General features: G+C 74.4%; 14 protein-coding genes and 1 pseudogene. 9 read left to right on the top strand and 6 right to left on the bottom strand.

All coding sequences use genetic code 11. From position 1 onward, the window contains the following. The first annotated feature begins 41 nt into the window (after nt 1-41). From CP974_RS19530 to CP974_RS19520, 4 genes are all read left to right on the top strand, one after another. Nucleotides 42-1,631, top strand: coding sequence for an acyl-CoA carboxylase subunit beta (locus CP974_RS19530; protein ID WP_031133952.1), 1,590 nt, complete (start codon nt 42-44; stop codon nt 1,629-1,631). Nucleotides 1,632-1,653: 22 nt separating this feature from the next. Then, entirely contained in the window at nt 1,654-1,866 is a 213-nt protein-coding gene (locus tag CP974_RS19525; RefSeq protein ID WP_031133950.1) for an acyl-CoA carboxylase epsilon subunit, read from the top strand. 269 nt (nt 1,867-2,135) lie between these two features. Then, nucleotides 2,136-2,264 (top strand): morphogenic membrane protein MmpB, encoded by a 129-nt coding sequence (gene mmpB, locus CP974_RS30730; RefSeq protein WP_085921180.1) that lies wholly within the window; start codon nt 2,136-2,138, stop codon nt 2,262-2,264. A 156-nt stretch (nt 2,265-2,420) separates the two neighbouring features. Next, nucleotides 2,421-3,023: a nucleoside triphosphate pyrophosphatase gene (locus tag CP974_RS19520; RefSeq protein WP_031133948.1), complete on the top strand. Its 603-nt coding sequence runs from the start codon at nt 2,421-2,423 to the stop codon at nt 3,021-3,023. A 34-nt stretch (nt 3,024-3,057) separates the two neighbouring features. On the opposite strand, the gene CP974_RS19515 is transcribed toward CP974_RS19520, so the two are convergent. After that, a complete protein-coding gene (locus CP974_RS19515) occupies nt 3,058-3,531 on the bottom strand; it encodes a hypothetical protein (RefSeq protein WP_051839714.1) in 474 nt (157 codons plus the stop codon). Between the two features lie 375 nt (nt 3,532-3,906). On the opposite strand from CP974_RS19515, the gene CP974_RS19510 reads away from it, so the two are divergent. After that, nucleotides 3,907-5,670: an acetyl/propionyl/methylcrotonyl-CoA carboxylase subunit alpha gene (locus CP974_RS19510; RefSeq protein ID WP_031133944.1), complete on the top strand. Its 1,764-nt coding sequence runs from the start codon at nt 3,907-3,909 to the stop codon at nt 5,668-5,670. 469 nt (nt 5,671-6,139) lie between these two features. After that, entirely contained in the window at nt 6,140-6,703 is a 564-nt protein-coding gene (locus CP974_RS19505; protein WP_031133942.1) for a TetR/AcrR family transcriptional regulator, read from the top strand. A gap of 11 nt (nt 6,704-6,714) precedes the next feature. Here the strand turns inward: CP974_RS19505 and CP974_RS19500 are convergent, their stop codons facing one another. Beyond that, the gene (locus CP974_RS19500) at nt 6,715-7,248 is read right to left on the bottom strand and encodes a hypothetical protein (RefSeq protein ID WP_223844464.1); all 534 of its coding nucleotides are present in this window, start codon (nt 7,246-7,248) and stop codon (nt 6,715-6,717) included. Nucleotides 7,249-7,382: 134 nt separating this feature from the next. Between CP974_RS19500 and CP974_RS19495 the strand changes: the two genes are divergently transcribed. Beyond that, on the top strand, nt 7,383-8,186 hold the full coding sequence (locus CP974_RS19495) for an MmyB family transcriptional regulator (RefSeq protein ID WP_031133938.1): 804 nt from the start codon (nt 7,383-7,385) through the stop codon (nt 8,184-8,186). 172 nt (nt 8,187-8,358) lie between these two features. On the opposite strand, the gene CP974_RS19490 is transcribed toward CP974_RS19495, so the two are convergent. The 4 genes and pseudogenes from CP974_RS19490 to CP974_RS19475 all read right to left on the bottom strand — a co-directional run bounded on the left by CP974_RS19490 (nt 8,359) and on the right by CP974_RS19475 (nt 12,969). Continuing rightward, on the bottom strand, nt 8,359-9,582 hold the full coding sequence (locus tag CP974_RS19490; RefSeq protein ID WP_031133936.1) for a glycosyltransferase: 1,224 nt from the start codon (nt 9,580-9,582) through the stop codon (nt 8,359-8,361). 192 nt (nt 9,583-9,774) lie between these two features. Next, a pseudogene (locus CP974_RS19485) lies at nt 9,775-10,131 on the bottom strand (transposase); the annotation flags it as partial. Nucleotides 10,132-10,335: 204 nt separating this feature from the next. Beyond that, a complete protein-coding gene (locus CP974_RS19480; protein ID WP_031133676.1) occupies nt 10,336-11,253 on the bottom strand; it encodes a DeoR/GlpR family DNA-binding transcription regulator in 918 nt (305 codons plus the stop codon). A gap of 276 nt (nt 11,254-11,529) precedes the next feature. Further along, complete coding sequence (locus tag CP974_RS19475) at nt 11,530-12,969, bottom strand: NAD(P)H-quinone dehydrogenase (RefSeq protein ID WP_031133674.1); 1,440 nt, start codon at nt 12,967-12,969, stop codon at nt 11,530-11,532. Nucleotides 12,970-13,531: 562 nt separating this feature from the next. On the opposite strand from CP974_RS19475, the gene CP974_RS19470 reads away from it, so the two are divergent. Both CP974_RS19470 and CP974_RS19465 read left to right on the top strand, forming a co-directional pair. Continuing rightward, complete coding sequence (locus CP974_RS19470; RefSeq protein ID WP_031133672.1) at nt 13,532-13,969, top strand: gamma-glutamylcyclotransferase family protein; 438 nt, start codon at nt 13,532-13,534, stop codon at nt 13,967-13,969. Nucleotides 13,970-14,116: 147 nt separating this feature from the next. Next, on the top strand, nt 14,117-14,941 hold the full coding sequence (locus CP974_RS19465; protein WP_031133670.1) for a purine-nucleoside phosphorylase: 825 nt from the start codon (nt 14,117-14,119) through the stop codon (nt 14,939-14,941). The last annotated feature ends 156 nt before the right edge of the window (nt 14,942-15,097 follow it).

Below are 15,097 nucleotides of genomic sequence, written 5' to 3'. Positions count from 1 at the left end.
AGCCCGTGACCACACGTGACCAGGCAGGGAGCCGCATCCCGATGTCCGAGCGTCAAGACACCGACATTCACACGACCGCGGGGAAGCTCGCGGATCTGCAGCGCCGAATCGAGGAGGCGACGCACGCGGGTTCCGAGCGTGCCGTCGAGAAGCAGCATGCCAAGGGCAAGCTGACCGCCCGCGAGCGGATCGCCCTCCTGCTGGACGAGGACTCCTTCGTCGAACTGGACGAGTTCGCGAGGCACCGGTCCACCAACTTCGGCCTGGAGAAGAACCGCCCGTACGGCGACGGCGTCGTCACCGGCTACGGCACGGTCGACGGCCGCCCGGTCGCGGTCTTCTCGCAGGACTTCACCGTCTTCGGCGGCGCCCTCGGCGAGACCTTCGGCCAGAAGATCATCAAGGTGATGGACTTCGCGCTGAAGACGGGCTGCCCGGTCATCGGCATCAACGACTCCGGCGGCGCCCGCATCCAGGAGGGCGTCAGCGCGCTCGGCATGTACGGCGAGATCTTCCGCCGCAACACCCACGCGTCCGGGGTGATCCCCCAGATCAGCCTGGTGGTGGGGCCGTGCGCGGGCGGGGCCGTGTACTCCCCGGCGATCACCGACTTCACGGTGATGGTCGACCAGACCTCGCACATGTTCATCACGGGCCCCGACGTCATCAAGACGGTGACCGGCGAGGACGTCGGTTTCGAGGAGCTGGGCGGCGCCCGCACCCACAACACCACCTCGGGCGTGGCGCACCACATGGCGGCGGACGAGAAGGACGCCGTCGACTACGTGAAGTCGCTGCTGTCCTACCTGCCGTCCAACAACCTGTCGGAGCCGCCGTCGTACCCGGAGGAGGCCGACCTCGCCCTCACCGACGAGGACCGCGAGCTGGACACGCTCGTCCCGGACTCCGCGAACCAGCCGTACGACATCCGCACGGTCGTCGAGCACGTCCTGGACGACGGCGAGTTCCTGGAGACCCAGGGCATGTTCGCGCCGAACATCGTCACCGGCTTCGGCCGCGTCGAGGGCTTCCCGGTGGGCGTCGTCGCCAACCAGCCGATGCAGTTCGCCGGCTGCCTGGACATCAACGCGAGCGAGAAGGCGGCGCGCTTCGTCCGCACCTGCGACGCGTTCAACATCCCGGTCCTCACCTTCGTCGACGTGCCCGGCTTCCTGCCGGGCGTCGACCAGGAGTACGGCGGCATCATCCGGCGCGGCGCGAAGCTGATCTACGCGTACGCGGAGGCGACCGTCCCGCTGATCACGGTCATCACGCGCAAGGCGTTCGGCGGCGCGTACGACGTGATGGGCTCCAAGCACCTGGGCGCCGACCTGAACCTGGCGTGGCCGACCGCGCAGATCGCCGTCATGGGCGCGCAGGGCGCGGTGAACATCCTGCACCGGCGCGCGCTCGCGGCGGCCCCGGACGACGAGCGGGAGGCGCTGCGCGCCCGGCTCATCCAGGAGTACGAGGACACGCTGCTCAACCCGTACACGGCGGCCGAGCGCGGCTACATCGACGCGGTGGTCATGCCGTCCGAGACGCGGGCGCAGATCGTGCGCGGCCTGCGCCAGCTGCGCACCAAGCGGGAGAACCTGCCCCCGAAGAAGCACGGCAACATCCCCCTGTAGCCCGTCCCGGTGAGGAGCTTCGATGATCAAGGTCCTGCGGGGCAACCCGACCCCCGAGGAGCTCGCCGCCGCCCTGGCGGTGGTCAGGGCGCGGGCGGCGGCGACGGCCGCCGCCGGGGCGGCGGGCACGCGCCCGCGCACCCCGGACGCCTGGTCGGCGCCGACCCGCATCGCGCGGGCCCTGCCGCCGTCCCCGGGCCCGCGCTCCTGGACGCGGACCTACTGGCCCGTGTAGGGCCGCGCCGTGCGGCGCCCGCCGGTCCGTGCGGCCCTGTCCCTGCGGCGCGCGGGCCCGTGTGACCCGCCGGTCCGTGCGGCGCTCCGCGGGCCGGTGTGCCCCACGGGCCGTCGGCCCGTGGAGCACCGCGGAGCCGCGGACAACCGCGGGGCCGTGGAGCACCGCGGGGCCGCGGAGTACCGCAGGGACCGGTGCCGTCCGTTCGTCCGCCCCGCCTGAGTACGCGTACTCAGGCGGGGCGCGGCCGTGGTCCGCAGGATCGAAGGATGCTGTGGTCCGACCCCGAGAACGAACCGCCCGAGGAGATGCGGGCCATGCAGGCCATGCTCCGCCGGGCCGGCACGCTGCTGGCCCTGGCCATGCTGATCGGCATGCTGGCCGCCGGCCTGCGCTGACGGACGCCGACGTACGTCGGCGAACGTCGGCGAACGCGGTGCGCCGGGCCGGCGGGCGCCGCACCCGGGCACGGGCCCGGCGGGCGCCGGGCCACCCGGCACCGGCCCCGTGGGCGCGGGCGGGCCGGTGCCGGGGCGGCTGCATACGATGGCGGCATGAGTGCTCAGCGTCGTCTCGTCCTCGCCTCCGCCTCCCCCGCCCGCCTCGGACTGCTGCGGCAGGCCGGGCTCTCCCCCGAGGTCGTCGTCAGCGGCTTCGACGAGAGCCGGGTGACCGCCCCGACCCCCGCCGAGCTGGCCCTGGCGCTGGCCGAGGCGAAGGCCTCGCTGGTCGCCGCCCGCCCCGAGGCGTCGGGCGCCCTGGTCGTCGGCTGCGACTCGGTGCTGGAGCTGGACGGCCGGGCGCTGGGCAAGCCGGCCGACGCCGAGGAGGCCGTCGCCCGCTGGAAGTCCATGCGCGGCCGGGTCGGCGTCCTCCAGACCGGGCACTGCGTCCACGACACGGCGGCGAAGCGGTACGCCTCCGCGACGGCGTCCACGCTGGTGCGCTTCGGCGACCCGACGGACGAGGAGATCGCCGCGTACGTCGCCAGCGGGGAGCCGCTGCACGTGGCGGGCGCGTTCACGCTCGACGGGCGGTCCGCACCGTTCATCGACGGCATCGACGGGGACCCGGGCAACGTCATCGGCCTGTCGCTGCCGCTGCTGCGCCGCCTCCTGCGCCGCCTGGACGTGGCCGTCACGGACCTGTGGACCTGACGGCCCGCCAGGCTCCCGGCGCCCCGCCGGGCCGTCACCCGGCCAGCGGGGCCCGGCCCGCCGGGCCGTCCTCGCCGGCGGGGCGGCCCGCCCCCTCCTCGTACGATCCCCCCACCCCGTCCCCGCCGTACGCGACGAGGCACAGCACCACGAGCGCCATCACCCCCACCAGCCACGCGAAGGCCCCCCAGCCCACCAGCCCCACGGCCACGGCGCCCAGCACGCCGTGGGTCACCGCGCAGGTGACGAGGAGGACGCGGGCCCAGCGGCCGGGGGCGGCGCGGCGCACGCCCGCCCGGAGCAGCACCGCGCCGCACAGCGCGAGGTAGGCGCCGAGGACGCCGCCCATCGCCCGGGTGCCGATGACCATGGCGTCCGGGTCGAGGCCCGCCAGGGACATCCGCTGGCCGGACAGGACGGACGCGAGGACGAGGTGCAGCAGTACGGCCCCGACCGCCTCGCCGAGCAGCACGGCGCCGGCCGTGAGCGCCACCGGTCCGCGCTTCATGCCGGACACCCCCCAGCCCGTCCGCCGGCGCACCGGCAGCCGTTACCGGCGGTACGGACGACATCGCGCAGGCTACTGGCCAGTAAACCCCTGGGCAAGGGCCGCGGACGACACGGCAAAGAATCATTCGCCCATTCGTAGGGACCCCACAAAGAAACTGGACGCCGCGCTGGACCCCGGAACAGAGACCTTCGACACACCGCGCGGCTACTGTGCAGTGCAGAAGCCCTGCGTACCGAGGCAGGACAGGGGTTCCGGGACCCGACCGGGCCCCGGATAACGCTCCGTGTGGGCAACCTCACGAGCGGGGAACAGTCGAAACGTCGTGTCGGCAGTCCCTAAACTCAGCGTGTTTTGGGAATGGAGGGAGCCATCGTGCGCAAGGTGCTCATCGCCAACCGTGGCGAAATCGCTGTCCGTGTCGCCCGTGCCTGCCGGGACGCCGGGATCGCGAGCGTAGCCGTCTACGCCGATCCGGACCGGGACGCCCTGCACGTCCGTGCGGCGGACGAGGCGTTCGCCCTGGGCGGTGACACCCCGGCGACCAGCTATCTGGACATCGCCAAGGTGCTCGGAGCGGCCAAGGACTCGGGCGCGGACGCGGTCCACCCCGGTTACGGATTCCTGTCGGAGAACGCCGAGTTCGCCCAGGCCGTCATCGACGCGGGCCTGATCTGGATCGGCCCGCCCCCGCAGGCCATCCGGGACCTCGGCGACAAGGTCGCCGCCCGGCACATCGCCCAGCGCGCCGGCGCGCCGCTGGTGGCCGGCACGCCCGACCCGGTCTCCGGCGCGGACGAGGTCGTCGCCTTCGCCGAGGAGCACGGGCTGCCCATCGCGATCAAGGCCGCGTTCGGTGGCGGCGGGCGCGGTCTGAAGGTCGCCCGCACCCTCGAAGAGGTCCCCGAGCTCTACGACTCCGCCGTCCGCGAGGCCGTCGCCGCCTTCGGGCGGGGCGAGTGCTTCGTCGAGCGCTACCTGGACCGGCCCCGCCACGTCGAGACCCAGTGCCTGGCGGACACCCACGGCAACGTGGTCGTCGTCTCCACCCGCGACTGCTCCCTGCAGCGCCGCCACCAGAAGCTCGTCGAGGAGGCCCCGGCGCCGTTCCTCACCGAGGAGCAGAACGCCGAGCTGTACCGGGCGTCCAAGGCCATCCTGAAGGAGGCCGGCTACGTAGGCGCCGGCACGGTGGAGTTCCTCGTCGGCAACGACGGCACCATCTCCTTCCTGGAGGTCAACACCCGCCTCCAGGTCGAGCACCCCGTCACCGAGGAGGTCACGGGCATCGACCTGGTGCGCGAGATGTTCCGCATCGCCGACGGCGAGGCACTCGGCTACGACGACCCGCCGGTGCGCGGCCACTCCTTCGAGTTCCGCATCAACGGCGAGGACCCCGGCCGGGGCTTCCTCCCCGCGCCCGGCACCGTCACGCTCTTCGACCCGCCCACCGGCCCCGGCGTCCGCCTCGACGCCGGCGTCGAGTCCGGCAGCGTCATCGGCCCGGCCTGGGACTCCCTGCTGGCCAAGCTGATCGTCACCGGCGCCACCCGCACCCAGGCCCTGGAGCGCGCCCGCCGCGCCCTGGCCGAGTTCCAGGTCGAGGGCATGGCCACCGCCATCCCCTTCCACCGCGCCGTCGTCGCCGACCCCGCCTTCGCGCCCGCCAAGGGCCCCTTCGCCATCCACACCCGGTGGATCGAGACCGAGTTCGTCAACGACATCAAGCCCTTCGCCGCGCCCGCCGACACCGAGGCGGACGAGGAGGAGAGCGGCCGCGAGACCGTCGTCGTCGAGGTCGGCGGCAAGCGCCTGGAGGTCTCCCTGCCCTCCACCCTGGGCATGAGCCTGGCCCGCACGGGCCTGGCCGCCGGCGCCCGCCCCAAGCGCCGCGCGAAGAAGAAGGCCGCCTCGGCCGCCTCCGGCGACACCCTGGCCTCCCCCATGCAGGGCACCATCGTCAAGGTCGCCGTGGAGGAGGGCCAGGAGGTCAAGGAGGGCGACCTCATCGTGGTCCTGGAGGCCATGAAGATGGAGCAGCCCCTCAACGCCCACCGCGCCGGCACCGTCAAGGGCCTGTCCGCCGAGATCGGCGCGTCCGTCACCTCGGGCGCCGTCATCTGCGAGATCAAGGACTGACACCGACGCCGTACGCTGTGACCGAGGGCCCCGCCGACCGACCGGCGGGGCCCTCGCCCGTGCGGGCCGGTCCGTGAGGGGCCGCGCCGCTCCCGCACCGGGTCGCCGGACCTCTCCGCACCGGGCCGCCCGGCCTCACCGCACCGGGCCGCCCGCCCTCTCCGCACCGGGCCGCCCGCCCTCGTCGCACCCGGTCGCCGGACCTCTCCGCACCGGGCCGCCCGCCCTCGTCGCACCCGGTCGCCGGACCTCTCCGCACCGGGCCGCCCGCCCTCACCGCACCGGGCCGCCAGGCCTCACCGCACCGGGCCGCCCGCCCTCACCGCACCGGGCCGCCCGCCCTCTCCGCACCGGGCCGCCCGCCCTCGTCGCACCGGGCCGCCGCCCCCTCGCCGTACCCGGTCGCCCGCCCTCGTCGTACCGGGCGTACGCCCGATGGCATGCTGGAGGGACGAGGGAGGAGCGCCGGATGACGACGACCAGGCCCATGCGCGCCGACGCCCGCCGCAACCACGAGCGGCTGCTGGGCGTGGCCCGCGCCGCCTTCGCGGAGCACGGCACGGACGCGGCGCTGGAGGACATCGCGCGCCGCGCGGGTGTGGGCATCGGCACGCTGTACCGCCACTTCCCGAACCGGCACGCCCTGATGAACGCGGTGTTCCAGGACGCGGTGACGGATCTGCTGGCCCGGTCGCGGGAGCTGGCGCGGGCGGACGAGCCGTGCGCGGCGCTGGTGGAGTGGCTGCGCGCGATCGTCACCCACGCGGGTGAGTACCGGGGGCTGGCGCGGGCGCTGATGTCGGCGTCGTGCGACCCGAAGTCGGCGCTGTCGCAGTGCAACGACCCGCTGCGCGAGGCGGGCGCGCGCCTGCTGACCCGCGCCCAGGAGGCGGGCGCGGTGCGGGGCGACGTGTCGATCGGCGACCTGCTGCAGCTCACCAACGCGATAGCCCTGGCCGCCGAGCAGAACCCGGGCGACCCCGCCCTCGCCGACCGCCTGCTCACCCTCACCCTGCGCGGTGTGCGGACCTGACGGGCGTACGGTCAGCGTGCCCCGCCCCCGTCACCCGCCCCCCGGGCCCTGCGGAGCCCGGCCCACTCCAGTACCGCGTACACGCTGACGATCAGCGCGCCGAACAGCAGGAAGACGACGCCGAAGGCGCTGAGCGGCAGGACGCCGCCGAGCGCCAGGGCGGCGCAGGCGACGGCCGAGGCGGCGTTGACGGCGACGACGGCCCGGACGAGCGGGGGGCGCGGGACCGGGTGGCGGGCGATCCACAGCAGCCCGGCCGCGCCGCAGAGCTGGAAGATCCCGAACGCCACGGCGAAGGGCCGCGGCATGCCCGTGAGGGCCGTGAGCGGTACGACGGCGGCGACCAGCAGGGCCCCCGTCACGGCGGTGCTCACGCCGTCGACCCGCAGCACGCGGCGCAGGAAGCGCGCCGCGTCGGCCGGGGGCCCGGACGGGCCGTGCCCGGACGGGCCATGCGGGCGCGGAACGTACGAAGGCGACGGGCGGTGCGGGGGCGAGGGGGTCTCGGGGGGCGGCGGGTGGTGCGGGGACGGGGTGTGGGTCATCACGGTTCTCCTCGGGTCATCGCGGTTCCTCCTCCTCGATCGGGCGGTGGCGCCACCGTGGCACGAGGCGGGTCACCCGCTCCATGACCCGCGAGGTCATGGACGGCGCGCGGGCGCCGCGTACGGTGGGTGCCGTGAAGACCCAAGACCCGCCCGGCGTCGGGCGGTTACTGCGCGAATGGCGGCGGCGCCGGCGGCTGAGCCAGCTCGACCTGGCCCTGAAGGCGGACACGTCGACGCGGCACCTGTCATGCGTGGAGACCGGCCGTGCCCGGCCGAGCCGGGAGATGGTGCTGCGCCTCGCGGAGCACCTGGAGGTCCCGCTGCGGGAGCGCAACGGGCTGCTGCTGGCCGCCGGTTACGCGCCCGCGTACCGGGAGAGCCCGCTGGACGGGGAGCGCATGTCGATGGCCCGCGCGGCGCTGCGCACCATGCTGGAGCGCCACGACCCGTACCCGGCCGCCGCCGTGGACGGCCTGTGGAACGTCGTCGACGGCAACCGGGCGATGGCACTGCTGCTCGGCTCGGCGCCGCCGCACCTGACGGAGTCGGGCGGCAACGTGATGCGGCTGATCCTCCACCCGGAGGGCCTGGCCCCGCGGTGCCCGAACTTCCCGGAGGTGCGCGCCCACGCCCTCGCCCGCCTGGGGCACCAGGTCGCCACCACCGGCCGCGCCGACCTGCGGGCGCTGTACGAGGAGGTGTCCGCCTACCCTCCGCCGCCGGGTTCCGGCCCGGCGCCGAGCGGCGTGGACCCGACGGGCATCGTCACCCCGCTGCGGCTGCGGACGCCCTTCGGGGAGATGGCCTTCTTCAGCATGATCGCCACGTTCGGCGCGCCGGCGGACGTGACGCTGTCGGAGCTGGCGGTGGAGACCTTCTTCCCGGTCGACGAGGAGACGGAGGCCCGCCTCCGCGCCTTCGCCGCCACCTGGTGACCCCGCTTGGAACGCCTCACCGAACGGTCTTGGAGCCGGCGCTGCCGCGCGCTGGTGAGCATCCGGCGTCGACCGGAAGGCCGCCGGGTATGCCGGTCTCTTCGAGCGTGCCGCGCCGGCGGTGCGGCCCGGCACCGGGCACCTCCCCGGCTCGGTGATCCCGTGTGGGGGTTCACGCGGGCACCGACGGCCTTTCTCGGCTGACGGTGTCGAGCAGCAGTCTCGCGGCCACTGCCGCTCCGTCGGTGCGGATGCCGCCGGCCACGGCCCGTGCCCGCGCGAGGGTCTCGGGGCCGAGGGCCGTCCCGAGTGCGGCTGACAGGGACTGGGTGGTGGGAGCCGAGCCGTCGTGTGCCGCACCGATGCCCAGGGCGGCCACCCGGCCGGCCCAGTAGGGCTGGTCCCCCGCCTGGGGCACCACCACCTGCGGCGCTCCGGCCCGGGCGGCCGTCGTCGTCGTACCCGCGCCGCCGTGGTGCACGACGGCGGCCACCCTGCCGAACAGTGCCTGCTGATTGACCTCGCCGACGACGAAACAGTCGTCCCGGTCGTCGATCGGAGCCAGTTCGGCCCAGCCGCGGCCGACGAGCGCGCGGCGGCCGTGCGCGCGGATCGCCTCGATGGACACCCGGGCGATGTCCGCGGAGACGCCGCGCATGCTGCCGTAGCCGACGAACACCGGAGGTGTGCCCGCGTCCAGGAACGCCAGCAGGTCGTCCGCCAGCGGGCGTTCGTCGGGCAGGACCCACGCCCCGGTATGCACGACGTCGAGCTCCGGGGTCTCCCGCCACGGACCCAGGACCGGGTCCGACGCCAGCCACGGCCGGTCGGTGAAGATGAAACCGTAGACGTCCTCCACCGGCGGCAGACCGACCGAGGCCCGGTGGGCGTTGAGCGCCTCGCCGTGCAGCGCGTTGAAGGTCCGGGCGTTCATGTCCCACAGCGCCCGGTTGTCGGTCACCTCCGGCGGGAACGACTGGCCCGCCAGCAGCGCGGGGGGCGCTTGGTGCGGCGACCGCAGCAGGAACGGGCAGAAGGTCGCGTACACGTAGGGGATGCCGAGTTTCTCGGCCGCCGACCGCGAGGAGAAGTGCGCGAGACCGGTCGCCAGCAGAACGTCGCATCCCTCGGCGGCTGCGGCGACCGCGCCGAACTGCGCGGCCAGCTCGGTCACGCGCCGGGAGGCCGCCGATTCCGTCGACGGCGCCGTCATCGTGCCCATCGGCCTGCCGACCGGCACCAGTTCCACGCCGGCCCTGGCCAGCAGCCGGGCGAAGACCTCGTCCGGCGGCGCGCAGACCCTCACCTGCGCGCCGAGTTCCCGCAACCGCACCGCCAGCGCCACCAGCGGTTCGACATCCCCGCGCGACCCATACGTCGACAACAACACACGCACTACGCGACTCCCGTTTCTGCAGGTACTGGCCTCGGTCGGCGATTCTGCGGCCTGACGGGGGCCTTGCCGCAAGCCCCCCGGTGCGCTATACGTTGAGCACGGCGGGGAGTTGAGATCTCCTTGCCTTTGGCCTCTGCCGTCCGCGGTGATCGGACGACCTCCCGCGGATGCGCAGGCGGCGGAGCCAGTGTGGGCGAACGCGCGCTCCGCGAGCCACCGTTGGGTTCCATGCCCGCAACCGTGCTCGGTGCCACGGCGGGCGATCAACGGCTTCACACCGAGGTCCCAGACCATGCGGCGGTATCCGTGGTGGTCGTGGCCGCGGTCAGCCAGCACCACGTCCGGGCGCTGCCGGGGGCGGCCACGCTTGCCCCGCGCCGGCGGCACGGCCTGGAGCAGCGGGATCAGCCGGGTGACGTCGTTGCGGTTGCCGCCGGTCGGGGTGGCGGCGAGCGGGATGCCGGTGGCGTCGGTGATCAGGTGGTGGCTGCTGCCGACCCTGCCCCGGTCAACGGGGCTTCGTCCGGCCTTGGACCCCCGTTTGGCCGCGCCACCCCACGCCCCCGGAATGTCGGTTCCGGAGTGCTCTGACCACCTCGAAGATCATTCCGTGGGGAGTTCTCAGGGGCGCGTACGGGCCGCGTAGGGGCGGCGCGGGCCACGCGCGGGCCGCGTACGGCCCACCCCGGGAGCCCCGGCCCCGCACCCGCCCGCCATCCGCCCCGCGGGCCCGCCCGGCCCCGCCCCGCGGGTTCAGCGGCGCCGGAGGTCGGCCACGCGGGCCTGGCGCTCCGCGGTGTCCGGGGGCAGGGGGGCGCTGCGGAGCTGGGGGCCCGGAGGGCGGGCGCCGCGCTGGCCGGGGAGCGGGACGTCCCGCCGCTGGTGGCGGGCCGGCCGGGGGGTGTCCGCGCCGGCCGCCCCCGGTCCGCCGCCCGCGACGGTGATCTGCACGCCCTGGTCGGCGAGGGCCTGCAGCTCCATGGCGGCCCGGTCGTCGTGCGGGGGCGGGTCGTCGGTCACCAGGCGGGTGATCAGGTCGGTGGGAACGGTCTGGAACATCGTGTCCGTACCGAGCTTGGTGTGGTCGGCGAGGACCACGACCTCGGCCGCCGCCTGCACCAGCGCCCGGTCGACGCTCGCGGAGAGCATGTTGGACGTGGACAGGCCGCGCTCGGCGGTGAGTCCGGCGCCGGACAGGAACGCCCGCGACACGCGCAGCCCGTGCAGGGACTGCTCGGCGCCGCTGCCGACGAGCGCGTAGTTGGAGCCGCGCAGCGTGCCGCCGGTCATGACGACCTCGACGCGGTTGGCGTGCGCCAGGGCCTGGGCGACCAGCAGGGAGTTGGTCACCACGGTGAGCCCGGGGACGCGCGCGAGGCGGCGGGCCAGCTCCTGCGTCGTCGTACCCGCGCCGACGACGATGGCCTCGCCCTCCTGGACGAGCCCGGCGGCGACGTCCGCGATGGCGGTCTTCTCCGCGGTGGCGAGATGGGATTTCTGCGGGTAGCCGGACTCGCGGGTGAAACCGCCCGGCAGCACCGCACCGCCGTGCCGGCGGTCGAGGAGTCCTTCGGCCTCCAGCGCCCGCACGTCACGCCGTACGGTCACTTCGGAGGTCTGGACGACGCGGGCGAGCTCACGGAGCGATACCGCCCCGTTGGCGCGCACCATTTCAAGGATCAACTGACGACGTTCTGCAGCGAACACGAAACTGACAGTAACCCCAGCGACCGGCGCTTTGCAGCCGTATGGGCCGATTCGGAGAATGTGCGAACAGACGGGGTCGCCAAGTGCTATAGGCGGCCCCGTCTGTGAGCGATCCCTGACCGGTCGGCACCCCCACGTGCCCGGTGTTGCCGGGAGTTGTCCCCCGGCGGCCCGGTCGGCAGCCGGCCACACCCCCTCGGTCAGGCCCCGCGATCAGGCCCCGCGGCCAGGACTCCGCGGTCAGGACTCCGCTGTGGTCTTCCGGGTGTGCAGCTGCCGCGCCACCTCGGCGATCGAGCCGGACAGCGACGGGTACACGGTGAACGCGTTGGCGATCTGCTCGACCGTCAGATTGTTGTCGACCGCGATCGAGATGGGGTGGATCAGCTCGCTCGCGCGAGGGGCGACGACGCAGCCGCCGACGACGATGCCCGTGCCCGGACGGCAGAAGATCTTGACGAAGCCGTCCCGGATGCCCTGCATCTTGGCGCGCGGGTTGCGCAGCAGCGGCAGCTTGACGACGCGGGCGTCGATCTTCCCGGCGTCCACGTCGGCCTGGGTGTAGCCGACGGTGGCGATCTCCGGGTCGGTGAAGACGTTCGAGGAGACCGTCTTCAGGTCGAGCGGGGCGACCGTCTCGCCGAGGAAGTGGTACATCGCGATGCGGCCCTGCTGGGCGGCTACCGAGGCGAGGGCGAACACGCCGGTCACGTCACCGGCGGCGTAGACGCCGGGCGCGGACGTGCGGGACACCTTGTCCGTCCAGATGTGGCCGGAGTCCCTGAGGCGCACCCCCGCCTCCTCCAGGCCCATGCCGGCCGTGTTGGGGATGGCGCCGACCGCCATCAGGCAGTGCGTACCGGAGATCACCCGGCCGTCGGCGAGGGTGACCTCCACCCGGTCGCCGACGCGCTTGGCGGACTGGGCGCGGGAGCGGGCCATCACGTTCATGCCGCGGCGGCGGAACACGTCCTCCAGCACGGCCGCCGCGTCCGGGTCCTCGCCGGGCAGCACGCGGTCGCGCGAGGAGACCAGGGTGACCCGCGAGCCGAGCGCCTGGTAGGCGCCCGCGAACTCGGCGCCGGTCACGCCGGAGCCGACCACGATGAGCTCCTCGGGCAGCTCGTCCAGGTCGTACACCTGCGTCCAGTTCAGGATGCGCTCGCCGTCGGGCTGGGCGTCGGGGATCTCGCGGGGGTGGCCGCCCGTCGCGATCAGCACGGCGTCGGCGACGAGGGTCTCCTCGGTGCCGTCCGCGGCGGTGACGACGACCCGGCGGGAGCCGTCGAGGTCCTGCGCCCCGTCGAGCCGCCCCCGGCCGCGCATGACGCGGGCGCCGGCGCGGGTGACGGAGGCGGTGATGTCGTGCGACTGGGCGAGCGCGAGGCGCTTCACCCGGCGGTTCACCTTGCCGAGGTCGACGCCGACGACCCGCGCGGAGTGCTCCACGTGCGGGGTGTCGTCGGCGACGATGATGCCCAGCTCCTCGTAGGAGGAGTCGAAGGTCGTCATGACCTCGGCGGTCGCGATGAGGGTCTTGGAAGGGACGCAGTCGGTCAGGACGGACGCTCCGCCGAGGCCGTCGCAGTCGACGACGGTCACCTCCGCGCCGAGCTGGGCGCCCACCAGGGCCGCCTCGTATCCGCCGGGTCCGCCACCGATGATCACGATCCGGGTCACTGGGGTCACGCCTCGCGCTCTCGTCACGGCGACCCCGCGGACGGGTGGGCCCAGGGGTCGGGGTTGTCCTCATGGGATGGGAGTACGTACGTCATTGTCCCGCACTGTTCGATCCCCCGACATTCTTCCGCACCGCCCACCCCCCACCCACCCCGGGTGCGCCACGCCGGAAGGCGTCCCCCGCCGAGGAGGGCGAGAAGGCGGGGACGCACCCCCTGAAGGCCACCCCACCCGAGAGCGAAGCCGAAGAGCCGCGCAAACGCCAGGCGCCCTGCTGACGGCCGCCCCCCACCCCCCACCACCGCGAGCGAAGCCGAAGGGGCGCGCGGGTGCCGAGACGACGTCCGCGCGCAGCGCCCGACGAAGGAGGGCCGAGCACGGGCGGCGGCTCGGGACCCGCTCACAGCGCCCCGGAGGCGCAGCGAGCCTGGAGAGAGGTGCCCCGGAGGCGCAGCGCGCCTGGAGAGAGGTGCCCCGGAGGCGCAGAGAGCCTGGAGAGAGGTGCCGCAGCGAGCCTGGAAGAAGGAGCACGCGGGGTGGGGCCTCCCGTACCCTCGATCCCATGTCGCTCTACGCCGCGTACGCCGGCAACCTCGACGCGCGGCTGATGACCCGCCGCGCCCCGCACTCCCCCCTGCGCGGCACGGGCTGGCTGAACGGCTGGCGGCTCACGTTCGGCGGGGAGCAGATGGGCTGGGAGGGAGCGCTCGCCACCATCGTGGAGGCCCCGCGCTCGCAGGTCTTCGTCGCCCTCTACGACATCGCCCCCATGGACGAGGACTCCCTGGACCGCTGGGAGGGCGTCGGCCTCGACATCTACCGGCGCATGCGGGTGCGGGTGCACACCCTGGACGGCGAGGAGCCCGCCTGGGTGTACGTGCTGAACGGCTACGAGGGCGGCCTGCCCTCCGCCCGGTACCTGGGCGAGATCGCGGACGCCGCCGAGTCGGCGGGCGCCCCCCACGACTACGTCATGGAGCTGCGCAAACGCCCCTGCTGAGGGCGTCCGCGCGGTGCGCGCGAGGCCCGGCGGCGGGTGCGTCGCCCGCCCCGGCACCGGCCTCGTCGGAAGCCACAAGGCAACGATCCGAACACCGTAGGCCCCGTCATCTACGCGCGTAGGCCCAGACGGGTTACCCTCATCCGCGTGAACGCATCTGTTACCCCGGACCACCGCCAGGACGACCCCCGCACCGCCGCCCGGGGCGCCGCCGCGCGCCTGCGCGAGCTGACGGGCGCCGAGACCCACCACGTCGCCCTCGTGATGGGCTCCGGCTGGGCCCCGGCCGCCGACGCGCTCGGCGCCCCGGAGGCCGAGTTCCCGGTCACCGAGCTGCCGGGCTTCCCCCCGCCGGCCGTCGAGGGCCACGGCGGCAGGGTCCGCTCGTACCGCGTGGGCGAGAAGCGCGCGCTGGTCTTCCTCGGCCGTACGCACTACTACGAGGGCCGCGGCGTCGCCGCCGTCGCCCACGGCGTGCGCACCGCCGTCGCCGCGGGCTGCGGCACCGTCGTCCTCACCAACGGCTGCGGCGGCCTGCGCGAGGGCATGCGCCCCGGCCAGCCGGTCCTGATCAGCGACCACATCAACCTCACCGCGGCCTCCCCCATCGAGGGCGCGAACTTCGTGGACCTGACCGACCTGTACTCGCCGCGGCTGCGCGCCCTGTGCAAGGAGGTGGACCCGTCCCTGGAGGAGGGCGTCTACGTCCAGTTCCCCGGCCCGCACTACGAGACCCCGGCCGAGATCAACATGGTCCGGGTGCTCGGCGGCGACCTGGTGGGCATGTCCACGGTCCTGGAGGCCATCGCGGCGCGCGAGGCGGGCGCGGAGGTCCTCGGCATCTCCCTCGTCACCAACCTGGCCGCGGGCCTTTCGGGTGAGCCGCTCAACCACGAGGAGGTCCTCCAGGCGGGCCGCGACTCGGCCGCGCGGATGGGCGAACTGCTCACCCGCGTCCTGGAGCGCATCTGACGCACCCCGCGCGGGGCACGTGCCCCCGCGCGGCGCCCCCGGGGGCACGTGCCCTTCCCCGGGCGCACCCGGGGACCGGCAGGCCCCCGGGCGCCCGGCCCCGAAGGCGCCCGGCAGGCCCGGCCCCCTCGCACCCGTGAGGGACCGGCCCCCTCC

Source organism: Streptomyces fradiae ATCC 10745 = DSM 40063 (assembly GCF_008704425.1).
GTDB classification, from domain to species: domain Bacteria; phylum Actinomycetota; class Actinomycetes; order Streptomycetales; family Streptomycetaceae; genus Streptomyces; species Streptomyces fradiae.
This window is presented reverse-complemented; position numbering and strand designations above follow the sequence as displayed.

Coding starts and splice junctions, on each gene's coding strand:
- CP974_RS19530 (WP_031133952.1), top strand. CDS start 42: ATGTCCGAGCGTCAAGACACCGACATTCACACGACCGCGGGGAAGCTC.
- CP974_RS19525 (WP_031133950.1), top strand. CDS start 1,654: ATGATCAAGGTCCTGCGGGGCAACCCGACCCCCGAGGAGCTCGCCGCC.
- mmpB (WP_085921180.1), top strand. CDS start 2,136: ATGCTGTGGTCCGACCCCGAGAACGAACCGCCCGAGGAGATGCGGGCC.
- CP974_RS19520 (WP_031133948.1), top strand. CDS start 2,421: ATGAGTGCTCAGCGTCGTCTCGTCCTCGCCTCCGCCTCCCCCGCCCGC.
- CP974_RS19515 (WP_051839714.1), bottom strand. CDS start 3,531: ATGAAGCGCGGACCGGTGGCGCTCACGGCCGGCGCCGTGCTGCTCGGC.
- CP974_RS19505 (WP_031133942.1), top strand. CDS start 6,140: ATGACGACGACCAGGCCCATGCGCGCCGACGCCCGCCGCAACCACGAG.
- CP974_RS19500 (WP_223844464.1), bottom strand. CDS start 7,248: ATGACCCACACCCCGTCCCCGCACCACCCGCCGCCCCCCGAGACCCCC.
- CP974_RS19480 (WP_031133676.1), bottom strand. CDS start 11,253: ATGGTGCGCGCCAACGGGGCGGTATCGCTCCGTGAGCTCGCCCGCGTC.
- CP974_RS19470 (WP_031133672.1), top strand. CDS start 13,532: ATGTCGCTCTACGCCGCGTACGCCGGCAACCTCGACGCGCGGCTGATG.